At 56.5% G+C, this 20,726-nt stretch carries 16 protein-coding genes; 6 read left to right on the top strand and 10 right to left on the bottom strand.

Annotation, left to right across the window (positions count from 1 at the left end; all coding sequences use genetic code 11):
• Window positions 1–392: 392 nt before the first annotated feature.
• The gene (locus tag ALIPUT_RS02820) at window positions 393–2,423 is read right to left on the bottom strand and encodes a M13 family metallopeptidase (protein ID WP_004328147.1); all 2,031 of its coding nucleotides are present in this window, start codon (window positions 2,421–2,423) and stop codon (window positions 393–395) included.
• A gap of 94 nt (window positions 2,424–2,517) precedes the next feature.
• The gene (locus ALIPUT_RS02815; protein WP_004328145.1) at window positions 2,518–3,777 is read right to left on the bottom strand and encodes a phosphoglycerate kinase; all 1,260 of its coding nucleotides are present in this window, start codon (window positions 3,775–3,777) and stop codon (window positions 2,518–2,520) included.
• Between the two features lie 459 nt (window positions 3,778–4,236).
• Here ALIPUT_RS02815 and kbl point away from each other — a divergent pair, with 459 nt between their 5' ends.
• The 4 genes from kbl (at window position 4,237) to polA (ending at window position 9,409) form a co-directional block, all read left to right on the top strand.
• On the top strand, window positions 4,237–5,424 hold the full coding sequence (gene kbl, locus ALIPUT_RS02805; protein ID WP_004328142.1) for a glycine C-acetyltransferase: 1,188 nt from the start codon (window positions 4,237–4,239) through the stop codon (window positions 5,422–5,424).
• Between the two features lie 29 nt (window positions 5,425–5,453).
• Window positions 5,454–5,936 (top strand): Lrp/AsnC family transcriptional regulator, encoded by a 483-nt coding sequence (locus ALIPUT_RS02800; RefSeq protein ID WP_004328141.1) that lies wholly within the window; start codon window positions 5,454–5,456, stop codon window positions 5,934–5,936.
• A 116-nt stretch (window positions 5,937–6,052) separates the two neighbouring features.
• Window positions 6,053–6,523 (top strand): 6-pyruvoyl trahydropterin synthase family protein, encoded by a 471-nt coding sequence (locus tag ALIPUT_RS02795; protein ID WP_022460721.1) that lies wholly within the window; start codon window positions 6,053–6,055, stop codon window positions 6,521–6,523.
• 6 nt (window positions 6,524–6,529) lie between these two features.
• A complete protein-coding gene (polA, locus tag ALIPUT_RS02790) occupies window positions 6,530–9,409 on the top strand; it encodes a DNA polymerase I (protein WP_004328139.1) in 2,880 nt (959 codons plus the stop codon).
• Between the two features lie 259 nt (window positions 9,410–9,668).
• On the opposite strand, the gene ALIPUT_RS02785 is transcribed toward polA, so the two are convergent.
• Entirely contained in the window at window positions 9,669–11,009 is a 1,341-nt protein-coding gene (locus ALIPUT_RS02785; RefSeq protein WP_004328138.1) for a sensor histidine kinase, read from the bottom strand.
• Window positions 10,993–11,670, bottom strand: a complete 678-nt coding sequence (locus ALIPUT_RS02780; protein ID WP_004328137.1) for a response regulator transcription factor — start codon at window positions 11,668–11,670, stop codon at window positions 10,993–10,995. The genes ALIPUT_RS02785 and ALIPUT_RS02780 overlap by 17 nt, the downstream gene beginning before the upstream one ends.
• A 221-nt stretch (window positions 11,671–11,891) precedes the next feature.
• Here ALIPUT_RS02780 and ALIPUT_RS02775 point away from each other — a divergent pair, with 221 nt between their 5' ends.
• Both ALIPUT_RS02775 and ALIPUT_RS02770 read left to right on the top strand, forming a co-directional pair.
• Window positions 11,892–14,123, top strand: coding sequence for an inorganic phosphate transporter (locus ALIPUT_RS02775; RefSeq protein ID WP_004328135.1), 2,232 nt, complete (start codon window positions 11,892–11,894; stop codon window positions 14,121–14,123).
• A gap of 170 nt (window positions 14,124–14,293) precedes the next feature.
• On the top strand, window positions 14,294–15,667 hold the full coding sequence (locus ALIPUT_RS02770) for a porin (protein ID WP_004328134.1): 1,374 nt from the start codon (window positions 14,294–14,296) through the stop codon (window positions 15,665–15,667).
• Window positions 15,668–16,185: 518 nt separating this feature from the next.
• Here ALIPUT_RS02770 and ALIPUT_RS02765 read toward each other — a convergent pair.
• The 6 genes from ALIPUT_RS02765 to ALIPUT_RS02740 form a co-directional block, all read right to left on the bottom strand.
• The gene (locus ALIPUT_RS02765) at window positions 16,186–16,656 is read right to left on the bottom strand and encodes an ExbD/TolR family protein (RefSeq protein ID WP_004328132.1); all 471 of its coding nucleotides are present in this window, start codon (window positions 16,654–16,656) and stop codon (window positions 16,186–16,188) included.
• Between the two features lies 1 nt (window position 16,657).
• Window positions 16,658–17,269, bottom strand: coding sequence for an ExbD/TolR family protein (locus ALIPUT_RS02760; RefSeq protein ID WP_004328131.1), 612 nt, complete (start codon window positions 17,267–17,269; stop codon window positions 16,658–16,660).
• A 10-nt stretch (window positions 17,270–17,279) separates the two neighbouring features.
• A complete protein-coding gene (locus ALIPUT_RS02755) occupies window positions 17,280–17,699 on the bottom strand; it encodes a hypothetical protein (RefSeq protein ID WP_004328130.1) in 420 nt (139 codons plus the stop codon).
• A gap of 30 nt (window positions 17,700–17,729) precedes the next feature.
• A complete protein-coding gene (locus ALIPUT_RS02750) occupies window positions 17,730–18,521 on the bottom strand; it encodes a MotA/TolQ/ExbB proton channel family protein (protein WP_004328129.1) in 792 nt (263 codons plus the stop codon).
• Between the two features lie 312 nt (window positions 18,522–18,833).
• Window positions 18,834–19,862 carry an asparaginase gene (locus ALIPUT_RS02745; protein ID WP_004328127.1) on the bottom strand — a complete coding sequence of 343 codons (1,029 nt, stop codon included), beginning with the start codon at window positions 19,860–19,862 and terminating at the stop codon, window positions 18,834–18,836.
• A complete protein-coding gene (locus tag ALIPUT_RS02740; protein ID WP_004328126.1) occupies window positions 19,859–20,722 on the bottom strand; it encodes a TatD family hydrolase in 864 nt (287 codons plus the stop codon). The genes ALIPUT_RS02745 and ALIPUT_RS02740 overlap by 4 nt, the downstream gene beginning before the upstream one ends.
• Window positions 20,723–20,726: the final 4 nt, after the last annotated feature.

The raw sequence follows: 20,726 nt of genomic DNA, 5'->3' as shown, positions 1-20,726 counted from the left end.
AGGTTTTGCGTCCTGATACGTCGTTTCGGCAGAAGAGAGGATGTGTCCCGACTTTTGTTCGGAAAGGGCTTCGATGGCGCGAAAATGCTCGTTATTCGCTTTCCTGCGTTTTTGCGACGAAGGTCCGGTGTTTGGATGAACCGGCGTTGCAGCCGAAAAAATCGTGATTTCGGCTGTGCGATCTTATCGCGTTGTTTCTCCGATAAGAAGGCGGTGTGTCATAATTGCCCATTGCTGCGTTATCTTCGGGATTCGGACTCGATCGTTTACACCGAGTAAACTCCTGTCTTCCTCACCTTCGAAGCTTTGCATAGGGCTAATTCTTATGCATATAAAAAGGAGTGTGCCGAAATTCCTATTTCGGCACACTCCTTTATGGAAACGATGCGGAATTACCAGATAATCACGCGCTCCTCGACCGGCATATACATCTTGCCGTCGGTGATGTTGAAGGCGTCGAAGAAATCCTGGAGGTTGCGCAGCGTAGCGTCCACGCGCCATTGACCGAGCGAGTGTACGTCGAGTTTGGTCAGACGGGCGATCTCCTCGTCGCGGATGTTCTGTGCCCAGACGGTCGCGTAGCTCAAGTAGAAACGCTGGGCCGGCGTAAGTCCGTCGATCGGCTCGGGTTCGGTGCCGTTCAGTGTGTTCATGAGTGCCGTGTAAGCCACGCGCAGACCGCCCTGATCGGCGATATTCTCGCCCAGGCAGAGCGAACCGTTGGCGAAGACGGCCGGCTGGTCGCCGCGTGCGGGCAGCACCTCGATCGCGTCGAACTGCTTGACCAGAATGTCGGTCTTCTGTTTGAAGGCTTCGGCATCGGCATCGGTCCACCAGTTGTTCATGTTGCCGTCTTTGTCGAACTGACGGCCTTGATCGTCGAATCCGTGCGTCATTTCGTGGCCGATCACTACGCCGATAGCGCCGTAGTTCACCGCGTCGTCGGCTGCCGGGTTGAAGAACGGCGGCTGGAGGATTGCTGCCGGGAAGCAAATTTCATTGGTGGTCGGGTTGTAATAGGCATTGACCGTCTGGGGAGTCATGAGCCACTCCTCGGGATCTACCGCCTTGCCGACTTTGGCGAGTTGATCGCGGGTCGCCCACTCGCTGGCACGCTGGATATTCTCCCAGTAGGAGAGGGTCGGGTCGATTTCGAGCGTGGAGTAGTCCTTCCATTTATCGGGGTAGCCGATCTTCACGTGGAAAGCGGCGAGTTTCTCGCGGGCACGCATCTTGGTCGAGTCGCTCATCCAGTCGAGCTGATCGATGTGCTGGCCGAGGGCCGTGCGGAGGTTCTCCACCAGGGTCATCATGCGGGCCTTGTCTTCGGCGGGGAAGAACTTCTCGACGTACATTTCGCCTACGGCCTCGCCCAGGGCGCTGTTGGGAATGGCCATGGCACGCTTCCAGCGGGGGCGGGGCTCCTGTTTGCCTGACATCGTGCGGCCGTAGAAGTCGAACGATGCGGCGTAGAAGTTATCGTCCAGGTAGGGCGCTGCGGCGTTGAGGTATTGCGATGCCAGGTAGTAGCGCAGGTCCTCGATCGGAGTAGTTTCGATTAGCTTGTCCAACGCCTCCATGTATTCGGGCTGGCAGACGATCACACGCTCCGGATTGATCTTGGCAAAGTCGAAGAGATACTTCCAGTCGATAGCGTCGTAGTTCTTTTTCAGATCGGCGGTCGCCATCGGGTTGTACATGCGCTGCAAGTCGCGCAGTTCGACGTTCGAACGCATGTTCTTGGCCAGTTCGGTTTCGATGCGCATCACGGCGTCGGTCGCTTTGCTTACCTGGGACTCTTCGAGTCCGGCCAGCGTGAAGAGCCGGTTCAGATAAGTTTTGTAGGCTTCGCGGATCGACTCGTTCTCGGCGTCGAGGTAGTAGTCGCGGTCGCCCATGCCGATGCCCGACTGTCCGATGTAGAGGGCATTGACTTTGCTGTCCTTCAGATCGGCCTCGGGACCGAAGCTGAACAGGGGCGAGCTCGAAGTCATCTGCATCACGGACAGGATCGGAGTGAGTTGTTTCTTGTCGTCCAGAGACAGGATCGTTTCCAATTCGGCCCGGATGGGAGCGGCGCCCTCCTGGTTCAGGCGTACCGAGTCGAGGCCCAGCTTGTAGAGGTCGGCGATCTTCTGATTGACCGTGCCCTTCGCAGGGTTCTCCTTGGTCATCTGGGTGAAGAGCTCGTTGATGCGGATTTCGTTGTTGTCGTTCAACACGTTGAACATGTTGTAGCTCGAATGTTCGGGCTTGAGCGGATTTTTAGCCTGCCAGCCGCCCGTAGCGTACTGGTAGAAACTCTCGTTGGGGGCGACCGAAGTGTCCATGTTGGACGGATCGAGCGCCGGCGTCGAGTTGGTCGGTTTGTTTTGGCAGCCCATCATACAAAGAACGGTTGCAGCGAAAAGAATTTTTTTCATTGGTTGTTTACTCTAAAATATTTTAAGGTTTCTGTCTGTTTTCGATTCAGTACGAAGAACGGTTCGACGGGACCGCGCTCCGTTCGTGCCCGGCTTATTTGCGGATGGCCGCCACTCCCGGCAGCTCCTTGCCTTCGATGTATTCGAGCAGTGCACCGCCGCCCGTCGAAACGTAGCTCACCTTGTCGGCCAGGCTGAACTTGTTGATGCAGGCCACCGAATCGCCGCCGCCGATGAGCGAGAAGGCTCCTTTCGAAGTGGCTTCGGCGATCGCTTCGGCCACGGCTTTCGAGCCGGTAGCGAACTTGTCCATCTCGAAAACACCTACGGGGCCGTTCCACAGGATCGTTTTGCAGCCCAGGATGTGTTCGCGGAAAGTCTTTTTGCCCTCCTCGCCGATGTCGAGACCCATCCAGCCGTCGGGGATGTCGTTCACCGGAGCCTGGCGCGTATCGGCGTCCTCGGCGAATTTGTCGGCGATCAGCGCATCGGGCGAGAATACCAGCTTCACGCCGCGCTCCTCGGCTTTCTTCACGATTTCGAGTGCCGTGGGGAACATCTCCGGCTCGCAGAGCGAGTTACCGACTTTGCCGCCCTGCGCCGCTGCGAAGGTGTAGGACATACCGCCGCCGATGACGATCGAATCGACCTTTTCCATCAGGTTTTCGAGGATCGAGATCTTGGTCGAAACTTTCGACCCGCCGATGATCGCCGCGAACGGGCGCCGGGGATTCAGCATCAGACGATCGACCGCCTGCAATTCGTTCTCCATCACGTAGCCGAACATCTTGTCGTGGGGGAATTTATCGGCGATCAGGGCTGTCGAGGCGTGTGCGCGGTGCGCGGTGCCGAAAGCGTCGTTGATGTAGCAGTCGGCATACGAAGCCAGCCGCTCGACGAACTCTTTCTGCGAGGCTTTGACCGCTTTTTTTGCAGCGGCTTTCTCCTCTTCCGAAGCATCTTCGGCAAGTCCGCGGGGCTTGCCCTCCTCCTCGGCGTAGAAACGCAGGTTTTCGAGCAGCATCACCTCGCCGGGTTTGAGGTTCCGGGCTGTTTCGGCCGCTTTTTCTCCCATGCAGTCGCCGGCGAAAATCACGGGTTTGCCCAGCAGCTTTTCGATCGCGGGGACGATCTGTCCGAGCGAATATTTCATATCGTTGTTCTTCTTGGGCCGTCCCAGATGCGACATCAGGATTACCGAGCCGCCCGCGTCGAGTACCTTGCGGATCGTGGGGATCGCCGCCCGGATGCGGGTGTCGTCCGTTACCTGGCCCTTGTCGTCGAGGGGGACGTTGAAGTCCACGCGGATAATCGCCCGCTTGCCTTTGAAATCGTAAGAATCGATTTTGAACATAATTCGAAATATTTAATGGTTGAACGTGCTGGTTCCACAACCGGCTATAACGTGACAAATTTAGCAAAATAGTTTGTAAATGCGTCGTGTCCGCCGGGGAATTTGAGATTGTGGGGGCGGGAAACGATCCTGTGGATCGCTTTCCGATGCCGGAATTTGTCCTTTTGCTTCGTGCCGGCGCTATGTTTTCGGTGGAACATAGCGGGTTGTCCGTTTATTCCGTTTTCGTTCGCGGACGACTTCGGCGACCGGTCGTAAGCTTGCGGAATCCGGGCCGGATTTTGTCGGATACCGCCTTGCGGGGCCCGGGATTTGCAGGGGTTGCCGTCGGGGAGGGTCCGGGGTCCGGCGGCGATCGGATAAAAAATTCGACGACAGGTATCATTTTTATAAAAAACAACTATCTTTGCTGATAGTTTGATAGTAAAACACCCCTCGAACGTCACAAAATCTAACAATATGTACGGTAAAATTAAAGAACATTTGGAGCATGAGCTGGCCGAAATCAAAGCGGCAGGGCTCTACAAGAACGAACGCATCATCGAATCCCCGCAGCGTGCCGAGATCACGGTCGGCGGACGTCAGGTGCTGAATTTCTGTGCGAACAACTACCTCGGCCTTTCGGACAATCCGCGTCTGATCGAAGCGGCGAAGAAGGCGATGGATGCACGCGGCTACGGCATGTCGTCCGTGCGTTTCATCTGCGGTTGCCAGGATATGCACAAGCAGCTCGAGAAGGCGATCGCCGACTATTTCGGTACCGAAGACACGATTCTCTATGCCGCTTGCTTCGACGCCAACGGCGGCGTGTTCGAACCTCTGTTTACCGAGCAGGATGCGATCATCTCCGATTCGCTCAACCATGCGTCGATCATCGACGGCGTGCGTCTGTGCAAGGCCGTTCGCTACCGTTACGCCAACGCTGACATGGCCGAGCTGGAGGATTGCCTCAAGAAAGCCCAGGCACAGCGTTTCCGCATCATCGTAACCGACGGCGTCTTCTCGATGGACGGCAACGCCGCTCCGCTGGACGAGATCTGCAAGCTGGCCGAGAAATACGATGCGCTGGTGATGGTCGATGAGTGCCACTCGGCAGGCGTGCTGGGCAAGACCGGTCGCGGTATCACCGAACTCTACAACCTGCGCGGACAGGTCGATATCCTGACCGGTACGCTGGGCAAAGCCTTCGGCGGCGCGGTAGGCGGTTTCACCACCGGCCGCAAGGAGATTATCGACATGCTGCGCCAGCGTTCGCGCCCGTACCTCTTCTCGAACTCGCTGCCCCCTGCCGTAGTGGGTGCTTCGATCGAGATGTTCAAGATGCTCGGCGAGAGCGATGCGCTGCACGACAAGCTCGTGAAGAACGTCGAGCATTTCCGCAAGGGTATGATGGCCGCCGGCTTCGACATCAAGCCTACGCAGTCGGCTATCTGCGCCGTGATGCTCTACGATGCCAAACTGTCGCAGGATTTCGCCGCCCGTCTGCAGGACGAGGGTATCTTCGTGACCGGCTTCTACTATCCCGTGGTGCCGAAGGGACAGGCCCGTATCCGCGTGCAGGTTTCGGCCGGCCACACCACCGAGCAGCTCGACCGTTGCATCGCAGCGTTCGTGAAGATCGGTAAGGAGATGAACGTAATCAAATAAGTTTACAACCGACTAAAACGAGTTTTTCCATGCCTAAAGCAACTTTGGACGCTATCGACGGGAAGATTCTCCAGTACCTCGTCCGGAATGCACGCATGCCGTTCCTCGAGATCGCACGCGAGTGCGGGATTTCGGGTGCGGCCATTCACCAGCGTATCCGCAAGTTGCACGATTCGGGGGTGATCCTGGGAAGCCGCCTGATCGTGGACCCCAAGATGCTGGGTTTCGACGTATGCGCTCTGATCGGTATTTGCGTGCAGGATCCGATGTATATGATGCAGACGATGGAGAAACTCAAGGAGATTCCCGAAATCGTGGAGTGCCACTTCATCACCGGAAATTTCAACATTCTGGTAAAACTCTACTGCCTGGACAACGAACACCTGATGAAAACCATTTTCGACGGAATTCTGCGTATCCAGGGCATTTCGACCACCCAGACCTTCATTTCGCTCAACGAGGCTTTCCAACGCCAGGTGAGCATCGATTTCATCCGGGCTGCGGAGCGTTGAAAAGAGGACGGGAATAGGAAACGACGGGACGTGCCTGCGGGTGCGTCCCGTTTTTTATGGCTCCCGGGTCCTGCATCCTTGCGAATCCCGAAAATTGTGACTACCTTGCAGAGGCTATGGAAAATGAGAAAAAACCGACGATCATTCGTCTTACCAAGGAGTTTACATTCGAGGCGGCTCATGCGCTGGAGGGTTACGACGGCCTTTGCCGCGAGATTCACGGCCACTCCTATCGCCTGTTCGTGACGGTCAAGGGGACGCCTTGCGCCGACGAGTCGAATCCCAAGTTCGGCATGGTGATGGATTTCGGAGAGCTGAAACGGATTGTGAACGAACAGATCCTCTCCCGCCTCGACCATGCTTTCGTCATGCGCCGCACGGCCGAAAGCACCCGTGTAGCGGAACAGATCGGCTGTCGCTTCGGCCGCATCGTGCTGGTCGATTATCAGCCTACGTGCGAGAATATGCTCGCGGATTTCGCCGCCCGCATCGAAGCCAACCTGCCGTCCCATGTCAAGCTCCACGCCCTGCGTCTGCACGAAACGGCGACTTCGTTCGCCGAGTGGATGGCCGAGGATAACCGATAGAATCCGATGAAAAAACTCTTTCTTGTCGATGCCTATGCATTGATTTTCAAGTATTATTATGCGTTCATGGGGCGTCCCATGCGCAATCGTGCGGGGATGAATACCTCGGTGGTGTTCGGTTTCACGAAATTTCTGCGCGACATCCAGAAACGGGAACATCCCGACCTGCTGGGCGTCGCGTTCGACCCGAAAGGCGGCAGTTTCCGCCGCGAAATTTTCCCCGAATACAAGGCCAACCGTGCCGAAACGCCGGAGGATATCCTGTTGTCGGTGCCTTATGTCAAGCGGATCGTCGAGGCGATGTGTATTCCGGTGCTGGAGGTGCCCGGTTACGAGGCCGACGATGTGATCGGCACGCTCGCGCACAAGGGCGTCGAGGCGGGTTACGACGTTTTCATGGTTACGCCCGACAAGGACTACGGACAGTTGGTGTGCGACAACTGTAAGATCTACAAACAGAAAGGCAACGACGGTATCGAAATCGTCGGCCGGGAGGCGATCCGCGAGAAATACGGCATCGAGAATCCGCAGTTGGTCCGTGACATCCTGGCGTTGTGGGGCGATGCTTCGGACAACATTCCCGGCGTGCCGGGCATCGGGGAAAAAACCGCCTGCAAGCTGGTGCAGGAGTGGGGGACGGTGGAAAATATCCTGCAAAACGCCGATCGGATCAAGAGCCGGCAGGGTGAGAAGATCGCCGAGTGGGGCGACAAACTCCTGTTGGCCAAGCGGCTGACGACCATCTGCCTGGACGTGCCGATCGACTTTCGGGAGGAAGATTTGACGGTGTGCGCCCCCAGGATCGACGAGCTGAAGGCCCTTTTCGCCGAACTGGATTTCCGGATGTTCCTGAACGATCTGACGAACCTGGCTCCTGCCGAACCGCTGCCCGAAGGGCCCCGTCAGGCGGCCCAGACCCAGCTGGCCGAAGTCGCGCGCGCGAAGTCCGCAGCGGCTAAAAAGGCGGCGTTGGCGGGGCAGGGAGATCTGTTCGCCCCCGCAGCCGATTCTGGGGAATCCCCGGCATCCGACCGGGAGTCGGCGTCGTCCGATGAACAGACGGCGGAAAGCGAGGAGTTCGCCACGGCGCAAACCACACCCCACGCCTATACGATCGTGCGCAATGCGCAGGAGCTGGAGGCTGTTCTGCGCGAAGTGGCGGCCTGTCCGGAGTTTTGTTTCGATACCGAAACGACGGGATTCGACATTTTCAACGACCGGATCGTGGGGCTTTCGCTTGCGGTACGTCCTTACGAGGCGTGGTATATTCCGTTCAATGAATCCAATACGGCCGAATATGCGGCCCTTATCCGGCCGCTGTTCGCCGACGGGAAGATCGCCAAGATCGGACAGAACATCAAGTTCGACCTGATGGTGCTCGCTCGCCTGGGGGTCGAGATTCGCGGCCGGCTTTACGATACGATGATCCTCCATTACCTGCTCGATCCCGAGTCGCGTCACAACATGGATGCGCTGGCGATGCGCTACCTCAATTACCGGCCGATTTCGATCACTTCGCTCATCGGCAAGGGAGCCCGGCAGCTGACTATGGACATGATTTCGCTGGAGCGGGTGGCCGAATACGCTGCCGAGGATGCCGACGTGACGCTGCGCTTGAAACAGGTGCTGTGGCCGAAGGTCGAGGAGTTGGATCTGGCCGGGCTGTACCTGGAGATCGAGGAGCCGATGATCGCTGTGCTGGCCGAGATCGAGATGGCCGGGGTGCGGATCGATTCGGAGGCATTGGCCGAGTATGCCGTTGAACTCAATAAGACGCTCAACGACCTGGAGGGAGATATCCGCCGTCTGGCGGACGAGCCGTCGCTCAACGTCAATTCGGCGCGGCAGTTGGGCGAGGTGCTCTTCGGGAAGCTCCGCATCGCGGAGAAGCCCAAGATGACCAAAACCAAGCAGTTTTCGACCGAGGAGGAGTACTTGCAGACCTTCGCCCACAAATACGAGATCGTCGATAAGATCCTCGAATACCGGGGCGTGAAGAAGCTGCTTTCGACCTATGTGGAGGCATTGCCTCTGCTGGTCAATCCGGTGACGGGCAAGATCCACACGTCGTTCAACCAGGCCGTGACAGCGACCGGACGGCTCTCCTCGACCAATCCCAACCTGCAAAATATTCCCGTGCGGGACGAGTTGGGACGCCGGATCCGGAAGGCGTTCATCCCTTCGGACGATGAGCACCTGCTGCTTTCGGCCGATTACAGTCAGGTGGAACTGCGCCTGATGGCCCACTTGAGCGGTGACGAGTCGCTGATCGCGGCTTTCGAACACGGCGAGGACGTACATGCGGCCACCGCCGCACGGCTTTTCGGCAAAGAGGTGGCCGAGGTGGACAGCGACGAACGCCGCAAGGCCAAGACCGCCAATTTCGGTATTATTTACGGAATTTCGGCTTTCGGCCTGAGCCAGCGGCTTGACATTCCCCGCAAGGAGGCCAAGGAGATCATCGAAGGTTATTTCGCCTCCTATCCCAAGGTCAAGGAGTACATGGACCGGGTGGTGGAAGAGGCCAAGCGCGACGGCTATGTTTCGACGATCTTCGGCCGCCGCCGCTACCTGAACGACATCGCTTCGCGCAACGCCGTGGCCCGCGGCCTGGCCGAGCGCAACGCCGTGAACGCCCCGATTCAGGGAAGCGCCGCCGACATCATGAAGATCGCCATGATCCGCGTGAGCCGCCGTTTCCGCGAGGAGGGTATCCGCTCGAAGGTGATCCTGCAGGTGCACGACGAGTTGGTGGTCGATATGCTTCGTTCGGAGCAGGAGCGCGTCATCGCCATCGTTACCGAGGCCATGGAGTCCGCCGCTGCGCTGCGCGTGCGGCTGGTGGTGGACTGCGGCGTGGGCGACAATTGGCTCGAAGCGCACTGATGCCCCGTTTCGACAGAATAGAATCCCCTGCCGCCCGATCGGGCGGCAGGGGATTCTATCTGGAAAGTGCATGCGGCAGGGTGCTTCGGACTGTTGTCTTCGGCGATATGTCCTTTGTGTGATTTCGACTTACGCTATGCCGTTTTCTCCGGAGGGGCTTTCGGAAGTTCTGCGCGGCACAGTTTCAGGGCTTGAATCCGTGCGGGAACCGGGCCTTTGTGGGTTGAAACTGCCTGCAAGGGATTTCGAAGGGGAACGGCTATCTCTTCGCCTCCCCCTTCTTGGCGATCGAGAACCGGAACACGAGTCCCCCTTCCGGGCGGTTCGCCACTTCGATTCGGCCGCCGTGGAAAAGTATGGCGTTGCGTACGATCGCCAGGCCGAGTCCGGTGCCTCCCGCCCGGCGCGAACGCCCCTTGTCGATCCGGTAGAAACGTTCGAAGAGGTAGGGCAGGTGTTCGGGATTGACGCCCGTGCCGTTGTCCGAGAATGAAAATTCGTAGCGGTCGTCCGTTTCGTCCGTCAGGGCGATGTCGATCCGGTTGCCGCCCGAGTAGTTGAGGGCGTTGTCCGTCAGGTTGCGGAAAACGGAGTAGAGCAATCCTTCGTTGCCCTCGACCGTCAGGGGACGGTCGCATGTCCAGTGTACCGTAAATCCGCGTCGGGCGCTTTCCGGGGCCGTGTCGGTTATCACTTCGCCGATCAGGGCGCGGAGGTCCACTTCGGTACGGTCGATCATCTGTCCTCCTTCGTCCAGCCGGGTGATCGACGATACGTCCTGCAACAGTTGCCGGAGCCGTTCGGACTGGGTGAAACACTTTTCGAGGAAGGCCCGCTGCGTCGCTGCGTCGATATGCGGATTGGCGATGAGGGTTTCGAGGTAGCCGTGGATGGAACTTACGGGGGTTTTCAACTCATGGTTGATATTGTTGGTCAATTGCCGCTTGATGCGGATTTTTTCCTGCTCCTCGTGCAGTGCGGCGGCATGTTCGCGGTCGCGCTCTGCGAGGGTCGCCTCCATTTGAACCATGTTTTTCGTGAACTGGCGGACCACGTAGTAGCCGACCAGACACAGCAGCAGGGTGACTGAACCCATGAACCACAGAAAGTTGCGGTCGGCGTTCAGCACCTGCGACAACGACACGGTGTAGGGCAGCGACGAGCGGACGATCCGGTCGCCGATGCGGGAGGCGGAGTAGAAGTAGGTGCGCCCGTTGTTCTCCGACTGGCGGCGGATCGTATAGCCGTGACCGTCGGTGAGGGCGGCCGCCACTTCCGGCCGGTCGAGGTGGTTCGACATCTCGGCCGGGGGTTCTTCGGAGTCATAGACGACCGTACCGTCCAGGTCGATCAGGGTGATGCGCAGCCCCTCGAAGAAGTCGGAGTGCGCATCGAAAAAGTCGTGGGGAGTGCGTGCATTGCTCAAAGCCTCTTCCAGTTGGGCGTTGATGATCTGCAACTGCGAATCGAGCAGCTCCGTGCGCAGCTCCTTCTCCCGGTGGTATTGGAAGCCGACGAAGCAGACGATGAGCAGCCACGAGAAGCCCAGCAGCCAGAGGAACGATTGCGTCTGATAGGAGTGTTTACTTTTCAAATCCATAGCCGTAGCCCAGGCGGGTCACCAGATGCGAGCCGTAGGGCCCGATTTTCTTGCGCAGGCGCGTGATGTTTACGTCGATCGTGCGGTCCAGGACGATCACTTCGTTGTTCCAGACCCGGGCGAGGATCTGTTCGCGCGAGAAGATCACCCTAGGGTGGGAAAGGAGCAGGGTGAGGATTTCGAACTCCTTTTTGGTCAGGGGAACCTCCTGTCCGTTCACCCGGCAGACCTTGCTCTGCAGGTCGAGGCAGAGCCCTTCGAAACAGATGGCTTCCTCCTCCTGCCGGGCTTGCGAGCGGCGCAGCACGCTCCGTACCCGGGCCGTCACTTCGCGCATCGAGAAGGGTTTGGAGATATAGTCGTCGGCACCCAGGTTCAAGCCCGCAACGGTGTCGTCTTCGGTGTCTTTGGCCGTGCAGAAGATGATCGGCACGGCAGCCGTTTCGGGCGAGGACTTGAGCATACGGGCCATTTTGAAGCCGCTGATCTCTCCCATCATTACGTCGAGCAGCAGCAGCGAATAACGTTCGGGATGCATCGCCAGCGCTTGTTCGGCGCTGTAAGCCACATCCACTTCGTATCCTTCGAGTTCGAGGTTGAATTTCAGGATTTCACACAGCGACTCTTCGTCGTCCACCACCAGAATTTTGTATTTCCCCATGACCTTCGTATTGATTCGACGCGTCAAAATTAGGGAATAAAACGGTTTCGCAAATCCGGAAGGATCGAAATTTCACGGAATTGTAACAGACGGTTCATAAAAACGAGGCATTTCCCGGATTTTGTAACGGGTTTGTAACAGGTTTGAAACGTCGTTATCATTTCCGCCCGGTACTTTTGTTCCCGAATGATAACTTTAGGCGTAAAACCAATTAAAAAAGTATGGAATCAATCTATTTAGGCATTGTCCTCTTCCTCTTTCTGCTGGCGATTTTCGATCTGGTGGTGGGTGTCAGCAACGATGCCGTGAATTTCCTGGGGTCGGCCGTCGGCGCCCGGGCCGCTTCGTTCAAGTGGATCATGGGTGTAGCTGCGGTGGGTATCCTGTGCGGCGCCGTCATGAGCAACGGTATGATGGATGTCGCCCGGCACGGGATTTTCAGGCCCGAACAGTTCTATTTCCAGGATATCATGTGTATCTGCCTGGCGGTCATGGCAATCGACGTGATTCTTCTGGACACCTTCAATACCCTGGGGCTGCCGACTTCGACTACCGTGTCGATCGTTTTCGAGTTGCTGGGAGGTGCGTTCGCTCTGGCGATGGTCAAGCTGGCCGCAGACGATACGGGGCTTACCTTTGCCGATATGCTGAATTCGGAAAAGGCTTTGTCGGTCATCATGGCCATCTTCCTTTCGGTGGCGATCGCATTCGTATTCGGCGCAGTGGTGCAATATATCGCCCGATTGATCTTTACTTTCAATTATAAGTCGCACATGAAGTGGTCCGCCGCGCTGTTCGGCGGTGTGGCGATGACGGCGATCATCTATTTCATTCTGATCAAGGGTATGAAGGATTCGTCGTTCATGACACCCGAACTGTCGGAGTGGATTTCTACCTATACCCGTCACCTGGTGGCCGGCTGCTTCATCTTCTTCTGCCTTCTCTCGCAGGTGCTCCACTGGTGTCGGATCAATATTTTCAAGGTAGTCACGCTGCTGGGAACTTTCGCCCTGGCACTGGCCTTCGCCGGAAACGACCTGGTGAATTTCGTGGGCGTACCTCTGACGGGCTACTCTTCCTATATGGATTACGTCGCCAACGGCAACGGATCCGAAACCTTCCTGATGGATTCGCTGAACGCGCCTGCCCGGACGCCCTTCATTTTCCTGGCTCTTTCGGGCGTGGTGATGATCGTCGCCCTGACCACTTCGCGGAAGGCCCGGGGCGTTATCAAGACCTCGGTGGATCTGGCCCGTCAGGATGCCGGCGACGAGATGTTCGGTTCGTCGGGGCTGGCCCGGAGTATCGTGCGTGCTTCGTCGTCCCTCGCTACCGGAATCGACAATGCGATGCCGCAGGGACTGAAGCGCTGGCTCGGGAAACGCTTCGATAAGGACGAGGCGATTCTGGAGAACGGTGCCGCTTTCGATATGGTACGTGCGGCGGTCAATCTGCTGCTGGCCAGCTTGCTGATCGCATTGGGCACCTCGCTCAAGTTGCCTCTTTCGACTACTTACGTGGCCTTTATGGTGGCGATGGGTTCTTCGCTGGCCGATAAGGCCTGGGGCCGCGAGAGCGCCGTATTCCGCATTACGGGTGTGATTTCCGTGATCGGCGGCTGGTTCATTACGGCCGGTGCGGCTTTCGTGGCGACGTTCCTGCTCGCGCTTGCTATCTATTACGGCGGTACGATCGCTATGGTCGTGGTCGTAGCGCTGACGATTCTCTTCCTGATACGCAGCAATATCCGCTACCGCCGGAAGATGAAGGCCGAGCACGATGATGTTTTCAAGGGGATGATGACTTCCCGCGACAAGGCCGAAGTGTGGACGTTGCTCCGCCGACATATGACCGAGTCGCTCATGGCATCGGTAACGTTCGCCGAATCGACCTTCCGTCAGATTACCGACGGTTTGCTGAAGGAGGATATCAAGAGCCTGCGCAAAGCTGAACGGGCGCTCGGAGGAGAAAAAGACCTGCTCAAGCGGGTGCGTCGTCGGCAGATGCTCGCCATGCGCCGTATCGACCGCAACCTGGCGCTCGAAAAGAACACCTGGTTCCACACGGCGAGCAATGCTTCCGAGCAACTTTATTACTGTCTCAAACGTCTTTGCGAGCCGTGCAAGGAGCATGTCGGCAATAACTTCAACCCGATGCCCAAAGTTTATCTGCGGGAGTTCCTGCCCATTCGGACCCGGATTTTCAACCTGATGGTCGAGATTCGCCGCATGATGGAGCAGAACGACTATTCGGATATCGAGAACGTGCTGATCGAAGCCGAAGGGTTGCGCGAATCCATCTCGACCGAGCGCAAGACCCAGATGTACCGGGTGCAGGAGGAGGGCAACAGCCTGCATGTTTCGCTCGTCTATCTGATTACGCTGCAGGAGTCCCAGGAATTAGTCGATACGTTGCGTCAGTTGCTGAAGGCTTGTAATAAGTTTACCAAATAAGTAATAAGTCGTATTTTGAACCTGCGATAGACAAAAACAGTGTCATTTGCACTGTTTTTGTCTATATTTGCGGAACACGAGATATTTTGAAAGGGTTAAATAGGTTTCAATCAATGTATTATGCCTGTGGCCCGTATCTGACGACAAGATAAAAGAGAATAGAGTTGCCTATGGAGAATTTTACCCGCAGAGTGGCCGGATGGTTTTTATTATGCCTTGCGATGAGTATGTCGTTGTCCGCAGCGGCCCAGCAACCTCCGGTGGAGAGGGTGGATGTGGAAACGATACCCGTGCAGGACGATCTGGAAGAGATGGTCATCGAGTCGCAGCCGGAGAGTACGAATCACCCGAAACAGGAAAAAGATGTCGATACGGATGACGACGATCGTGCCGCTGCGGTGCGGACGGATGCCGGGCAGGACGAGAACGTCGGGCAGGGCGAGCTTTCGCAGAAGGACAGGAGGCGTGACAAGGGCGACGGTCGTGAGAACGACGATGAGGATGATGACGAAGATGAGGATGATGACGAGGACGAAGGAGTCCGAGTTCAGACTCATTTCGAAATTTCGGCAGCTTCGGGAGCACAAAAGGAGGAGAAAAAGGCTCCACCCGTGACGATCGACCTGTTGGGAACGCTCCGGGCCAAATTCGAGTACCAGCCCGGCGAGGGCGATGCCCGCTTCCAGGTTCGCAACGCCCGCTTCGGCGTGGCCGGCGAGATCTATTCGAAACTGGCTTACTGTATGGAGATCGACCTCTCGGACGAGGGAAAGATCAAGATGGTCAATGCGTATCTGGGGACCAAACTCTATAAGGGACTCGGTTTCACGATCGGATTTATGCGGGTCCCGTTTACCATCGATGCTCACCGTTCCCCCCATACGCAGTATTTTGCGAACCGTTCGTTCATCGCCAAGCAGGTGGGCAGCGTCCGCGATGTCGGAGCCACCCTGGGCTGGAAATTCGGCGAGAAGGTTCCGATCAACCTGCAAGTCGGTATGTTCAACGGGTCGGGTATCGACGACCAGAAGGATTTCTGGACCGACAAATTCAACTATGCGGCAAAGGCGCAGTTCGGTTTTGCCGAGGGGATGAATTTCGTGGTGAGCTACCAGACGACCCGTCCTGCCGATACGCGGATTCACCTTTACGACGTGGGGTGCTCCTACCGCTTGGGCGGTTGGTTCTTCGAGGCCGAGTATCTGCGTAAGGAGTATGCCCGCAATTCGTTCGCGGGCGTGAATGCCTTCGACGGATTTTTCTGTTATGACCTGCCTTTGCGCCGTGTCTTCAAAAAGATGTCGTTCGCAGGCCGTTACGACTATATGTCCGATCACAGCAACGGCATTCCCGACGACAACGGTCTGCTGTTCGTCAATGATCTGGAGCGTCATCGCGTCACGGCAGGCATTACGTTCAGCTTCGGATTGCCTTTTATGGCCGATATCCGGCTCAACTATGAGATGTATTTTTACGACAAGGGTGTCGTCCCCAAAGTTTCCGAACACGACAAGATCGTCCTGGAATTTATGGCTCACTTTTAGCCGTTTTAAGGATTTGAGAAAAGAAAACCCCGCATTCTATATGTGCGGGGTTTTCTTTTGCCGGTTCGGAAACATTTCGTAGCTCGTGTCGGAGAAGTCCGGAAGGGAGGGTAGAGGAGTAGGAGTAGGAGTAGGAGTAGGAGTAGGAGTAGGAGTAGGAGTAGGAGTAGGAGTAGGAGTGTCGGTAATCGCCCCGTTTTTTCTGTTTCGGCTTGGTTTCCGATTCCCGCTCTTGCGACCTCTTTTTTGGCGCTCGATCGTGGGCTTGGCCCTGTTTGTCCTGTATCTTTCTGTTTTTTTGTTTTTTATCCCGAGGCTCTTTCCGAACCGGCGAATAAAAAGACGGTGTATCATAACAGGCAAACCGCTTCGTTATTATCGGTATCGCGGCTCGATTATGTACGGTCAGGACACGTTCTTCGCCGTGAACCTCGATGTCTGTTCTTACATACCTGAAAGGGGATGCGCCAAATTTCTCAATTTGACACATCCCCTTCGGGAATGAATCCTTCCTGAAATTAGTATCCCAGGGTTTTCGCAGCCGCGTAGGAAATTTTCAGGGCATTCGCGCGGCGAAGTTCCTGCTTGATCTCCGTGATACGGCCCATAGTCGTATATCGGTCGGCCTTCAGACAGATCGTCATCAAGGCACGCTCCGACTCATTGAGCTTGTCACGCTCGGCAGCTACGAACTGGCCGATATCCTGAGCGGTTTTGAAGGCATCGTTGAGCTGAATACGGGGTGCAGGACCGTACTGTTCCCGCCAAACGCCGATCGGCTCTCCGATGTGGATGTAACTTACGAGTGATTTCTTCTCCAGTTTCTGCACCTCGGTTGCTTCTGGAACTTGGTATTTTACATGTAATTCCTGATCGCGCATGGTCGTAGATACCATGAAGAAGAACAGGATCATGAAGATCACGTCCGGCAGCGAGGCGGTAGAGATCGGGGGCAAACTTTTGTTGCCTTTCTTTTTAATTACTGCCATACTACTTTTTTCCTCCTAAATCTCTGGGTTCTGCTTCCGAGATACTCATGGGAACGGCTTTGGCTACGATACCGCGCTCCGCTTCTCCGAGATCCGAGAATTTCATTTGGAATTTATTCTTCGAAACTTCGTCACGGATTTCGTTGATCGCACGCGTCAGCTCGTTCTGTACCATGATGTAGATCTGATATTGGGTATCTTTGGTCGTTTGCAGCGAGAGTACGCCTTTTCCGACCGGATAGCTCCATTTGCTGCCGTCGGGGAGCTCGAACTCCTCGACCTCTTTTTCGGGCAGGTTGGGATCGTCCATCACATTGAGGAGGAAGTCCTTCGCCCGGTCCTTCAACTGGTGGATATCGACGTACTCCTGTTCGCCGGCCCTGCCCACGAAGATATCGCCGCGGCCGTTCACCAGAACGGGCAGAAGGTTACGTATCTTCACCTTCATATCCTCGACCTTTTGATCCTCGGGGGGCATCGGCGGCAGGTTACGGGCGATACCCGTATCGACGTTCATCGTCGTAGCCACCAGGAAGAATATGAGCAGCAAGAAAGCGATGTCGGCCATTGAACCGGCATTGATCTCCTGTACTTTTCTTTTATCTATAGGCATCGTTCAAACTCTATTTGAAAGCTTTGTATATCTCTGTGAAAATAGCTGTCAGAACAGCGGCACCCAGAGCTACGTAGGTTACCAGAATGCTGGCTTCCGTGATAACGGTTTCAGGATGCGGGAAGAAGCCTCCGTTCGCGACGTCCGGAATTTCGATCGTATGTCCGCGGGCGATCAGGTAGGCTGCCGCGACGATGACGATGATCAGAAGTGTCGAAAGCAGCGTTCCTTTGATGCCTTTGGAACTGTTGACCATACCCCAAACGGCCGTGAACAGTGCTGTTGCAATACCGACTGCGATCAGGATATAACTCCAGATGAGGTTCAGGTTGATCGCCTCGTTGCTGCCGCCGGCCACCATTGCATATACGGTCAGAATCACCGTAATCAGCAGGATGACGCCCAGCAATATGTTTAATATTTTTTTCATAATAGGGAATAAAGTCTTTATAAGTGCGAATTATTTCTTGTAAGCCGTCAGGATATCCATCAGGGTGATGGACGAATCCTCCATATCGTTTACGAGCGAGTCGATCTTGGAAACGATATAGTTGTAGAACAACTGAAGAATAACCGCAGCGATAAGACCCAGCAGGGTGGTCAGCAGGGCGACCTTGATACCGCCGGCAACCAGCGTCGGAGAGATATCGCCCGCAGCCTGGATGGCGTCGAACGCCTCGATCATACCCACGACGGTACCCATAAATCCGAGCATCGGGCTAAGTGCGATGAACAGACCGATCCAGCTCAAGCCCGACTCCATGCGGCCGGTCTGTACCGAACCGTAGGAAACGACGGCTTTCTCGACACTGTCCAAACCCTGGTTGTAACGATCCAGACCCTGATAGAAGATCGATGCGACCGGACCGCGCTTGTTGCGGCAAACTTCCTTGGCAGCTTCGATACCGCCCTTTTTCAGCGCTTCTTCGACCTGTGCGATCAGTTTCTTGGAGTTGATGGTGGAAAGGCTCAGGTAAAGCATACGCTCGATGGCAATGGCAAGACCGAATACCAAGCAGAGGAGCACCGGAAGCATCCACTCCCAACCGCCTTCGAGGAACTTCTGCATCAGCACCTGGTGCATCGGCTTAGCTTCGGCAAGCTGAGTGTCCGAAGCCGGAACTTCGTCCACTACGGTTTCTTCAACGACTGCGGTCTCCTCGGTTGCAGGCGTAGTCGTCTCCTGGGCGAAAGCGTTAACAGTACCAAGCGAGAAGATGGCGACTGCTACAATCAAAAAAAGTTTTTTCATGGTTGTTTAATTAAAATTTTGATTAGTTGATCGTTTTTTCGTTTGCGTTTTTTATTTCAAAAAATGTAATTTTTTTTTGTCCTGTCTGGCTTATCGCGGTTCAAATTCGTTTTATTTTAGCTTTTTTCGACAATCCGGCTGTCTGGTCGGAAAAATGCCCCGGTTTCTCTTTTCGGCAGTAATATTCTCTGCAATGAATTGAGCGGTAATGTTTTATCCTTTTTCGGACAGTCTGCGTGCCTCTCTCCGAGACCCTGTCGATGCGATTTTTAGCTCCGAAATATACAAAATTATTTTCGTACGCACAATGTTTTAGTCGGTAAATTCTCCTTTGAGGGGCGTGCGGAGCAGGTCGAGCGTTTGCTCGCGGGGCAGTTCGAGTCCGAGGACGTACATCAATTTTGTGACGGCCGCTTCGGTGGTCATGTCGTGGCCGCAGAGCACGCCGATCCGCTGCAGGCGGAGTCCCGTTTCGTAGAGTTCCATCATGACCCGACCGCCCCGGCACTGCGTGACGTTGAGGACGATCAGTCCCCGGTCGATCGCCTCTTCGAGCACGCGGATGAACCATTCGCTGGTCGGGGCGTTTCCTGCGCCGAAGGTTTCGAGCACGACGCCCCGGAGCCCTTCGGCCGAGAGCATCGCGCGCAGGGTCCGTTCCTCGATGCCGGGGAAGAGCTTGACGACGGCGATACCTCCGCTCAGGCGGGCGGCGATGTGCAGGGGTTCGTCGTAGCGCTCCGGCTGGAGAATGTATTCGGTGTGGTAGGTGATATTGACGCCCACGTCGGCCAGGGCCGGATAGTTGTACGACCAGAAGGCGCTCAAGTCTTCCGAACTGCGTTTGGTCGTGCGGTTGGCGCGGAACAGACAGTTCTGGAAATAGAGCGACACTTCGGGAACGGCGGGGCGGCCGTCGATGCGGGCCGAAGCGATTTCGATGGCCGTCATCAGGTTTTCGCGCCCGTCGGTGCGCAGCACGCCGATCGGAATCTGGCTGCCGGTGAAGACGACGGGTTTGGCCAGGTTTTCGAGCAGGAAGCTCAGGGCCGAAGCGGTGTAGGACATCGTGTCGGTGCCGTGCAGCACGACGAACCCGTCGTAGCGGGCGTAGTTGTCGCGGATGATCGCCGCCAGGTCGAGCCAGTTGCGGGGGCTGACGTTCGATGAGTCGATCACGGGGTCCATCGTGAATACCTCGATGCCGATGTTCAGGCTTTGGAGGGTCGGGAACTCCTCGAAGATGCCGCTGAAGTCGAACGGTACGAGGGCGCCGGTCGTCGGGTCGGGCTTCATGCCGATCGTGCCGCCGGTATAGATAATCAGGATCGAAGGTTTCATATCGATTCGGTAGGGCTTGAATGGTCGTTTGTCGTCTGTCGCGCCGCGTCGAAGCCGAACATCCGCCGGGCGTTGCGGGTCGTGGCTGCCGCTACCTCTTCGGGTGTCGTGCCTTTCAGCGCTGCGATTTTGTTGCAAATATAAGGAATATATCCGGATTCGTTTCGCTGGCCGCGATAGGGAACCGGCGTCAGGTAGGGACAGTCGGTTTCGAGCACCAGGTCGTCGAGCTCCATTTCGCGTACGGTATCGGCCAGCCGGCTCTTTTTGAAGGTCACCACACCGCCGATGCCGAACAGGAAGTCGCCGCACTCCTTCAACTGCCGGTAGGTGTCGGCGTCTTCGGCGAAGGCGTGGAAAACACCCCGCAGGCGCAGCCCTTTTTCGCGGGCGGCCTTCGTTTCCGTTTCGACAGTGCGGCACATATCTTTCCAGGCCGCCCGCGTATGGATGGCGACGGGAAGGTCATAGGTCGCGGCCAGGCGGCACTGTTTCGTGAATGCCTCGAGCTGTTCGGCCTTGAAGCGGTCGTCCCAGTAGTAGTCGAGTCCGATTTCGCCCACGGCGCAGAATCGTCCGACGCCTTCGGGTGGCGAGCAGAGGTAGCGTTCGACCAACGCCAGCTCTTCCCGCCAACGGGGATTGTCGTTGATGGAGGTCGGGTGCAGCCCCATCATCGGGGTGCAGTGGTCCGGATAGCGGCGCACGGTGTCGAAGAGGCGCCCGTGGCTCTCGGAGTCGATCGCCGGCAGCAGCAGCCGCTCCACCCCGGCTTCGCGGGCGCGGCGGATCGCCTCGTCGCGGTCGGCGTCGAACTCTTCGGCGTAGATATGCGAGTGGGTGTCGATCAGATAATTCAATGTT

This window comes from Alistipes putredinis DSM 17216 (assembly GCF_000154465.1).
In the GTDB taxonomy this organism is placed as follows: domain Bacteria; phylum Bacteroidota; class Bacteroidia; order Bacteroidales; family Rikenellaceae; genus Alistipes; species Alistipes putredinis.
The sequence above is the reverse complement of the archived record's forward strand: the minus strand, read 5'-3'. Positions and strand labels throughout refer to the sequence as shown.

Coding starts and splice junctions, on each gene's coding strand:
- ALIPUT_RS02760 (WP_004328131.1), bottom strand. CDS start 17,269: ATGCCTATAGATAAAAGAAAAGTACAGGAGATCAATGCCGGTTCAATG.
- ALIPUT_RS02765 (WP_004328132.1), bottom strand. CDS start 16,656: ATGGCAGTAATTAAAAAGAAAGGCAACAAAAGTTTGCCCCCGATCTCT.
- polA (WP_004328139.1), top strand. CDS start 6,530: ATGAAAAAACTCTTTCTTGTCGATGCCTATGCATTGATTTTCAAGTAT.
- ALIPUT_RS02795 (WP_022460721.1), top strand. CDS start 6,053: ATGGAAAATGAGAAAAAACCGACGATCATTCGTCTTACCAAGGAGTTT.
- kbl (WP_004328142.1), top strand. CDS start 4,237: ATGTACGGTAAAATTAAAGAACATTTGGAGCATGAGCTGGCCGAAATC.
- ALIPUT_RS02775 (WP_004328135.1), top strand. CDS start 11,892: ATGGAATCAATCTATTTAGGCATTGTCCTCTTCCTCTTTCTGCTGGCG.
- ALIPUT_RS02820 (WP_004328147.1), bottom strand. CDS start 2,423: ATGAAAAAAATTCTTTTCGCTGCAACCGTTCTTTGTATGATGGGCTGC.
- ALIPUT_RS02755 (WP_004328130.1), bottom strand. CDS start 17,699: ATGAAAAAAATATTAAACATATTGCTGGGCGTCATCCTGCTGATTACG.
- ALIPUT_RS02785 (WP_004328138.1), bottom strand. CDS start 11,009: ATGGATTTGAAAAGTAAACACTCCTATCAGACGCAATCGTTCCTCTGG.
- ALIPUT_RS02770 (WP_004328134.1), top strand. CDS start 14,294: ATGGAGAATTTTACCCGCAGAGTGGCCGGATGGTTTTTATTATGCCTT.
- ALIPUT_RS02750 (WP_004328129.1), bottom strand. CDS start 18,521: ATGAAAAAACTTTTTTTGATTGTAGCAGTCGCCATCTTCTCGCTTGGT.
- ALIPUT_RS02745 (WP_004328127.1), bottom strand. CDS start 19,862: ATGAAACCTTCGATCCTGATTATCTATACCGGCGGCACGATCGGCATG.
- ALIPUT_RS02800 (WP_004328141.1), top strand. CDS start 5,454: ATGCCTAAAGCAACTTTGGACGCTATCGACGGGAAGATTCTCCAGTAC.
- ALIPUT_RS02780 (WP_004328137.1), bottom strand. CDS start 11,670: ATGGGGAAATACAAAATTCTGGTGGTGGACGACGAAGAGTCGCTGTGT.
- ALIPUT_RS02815 (WP_004328145.1), bottom strand. CDS start 3,777: ATGTTCAAAATCGATTCTTACGATTTCAAAGGCAAGCGGGCGATTATC.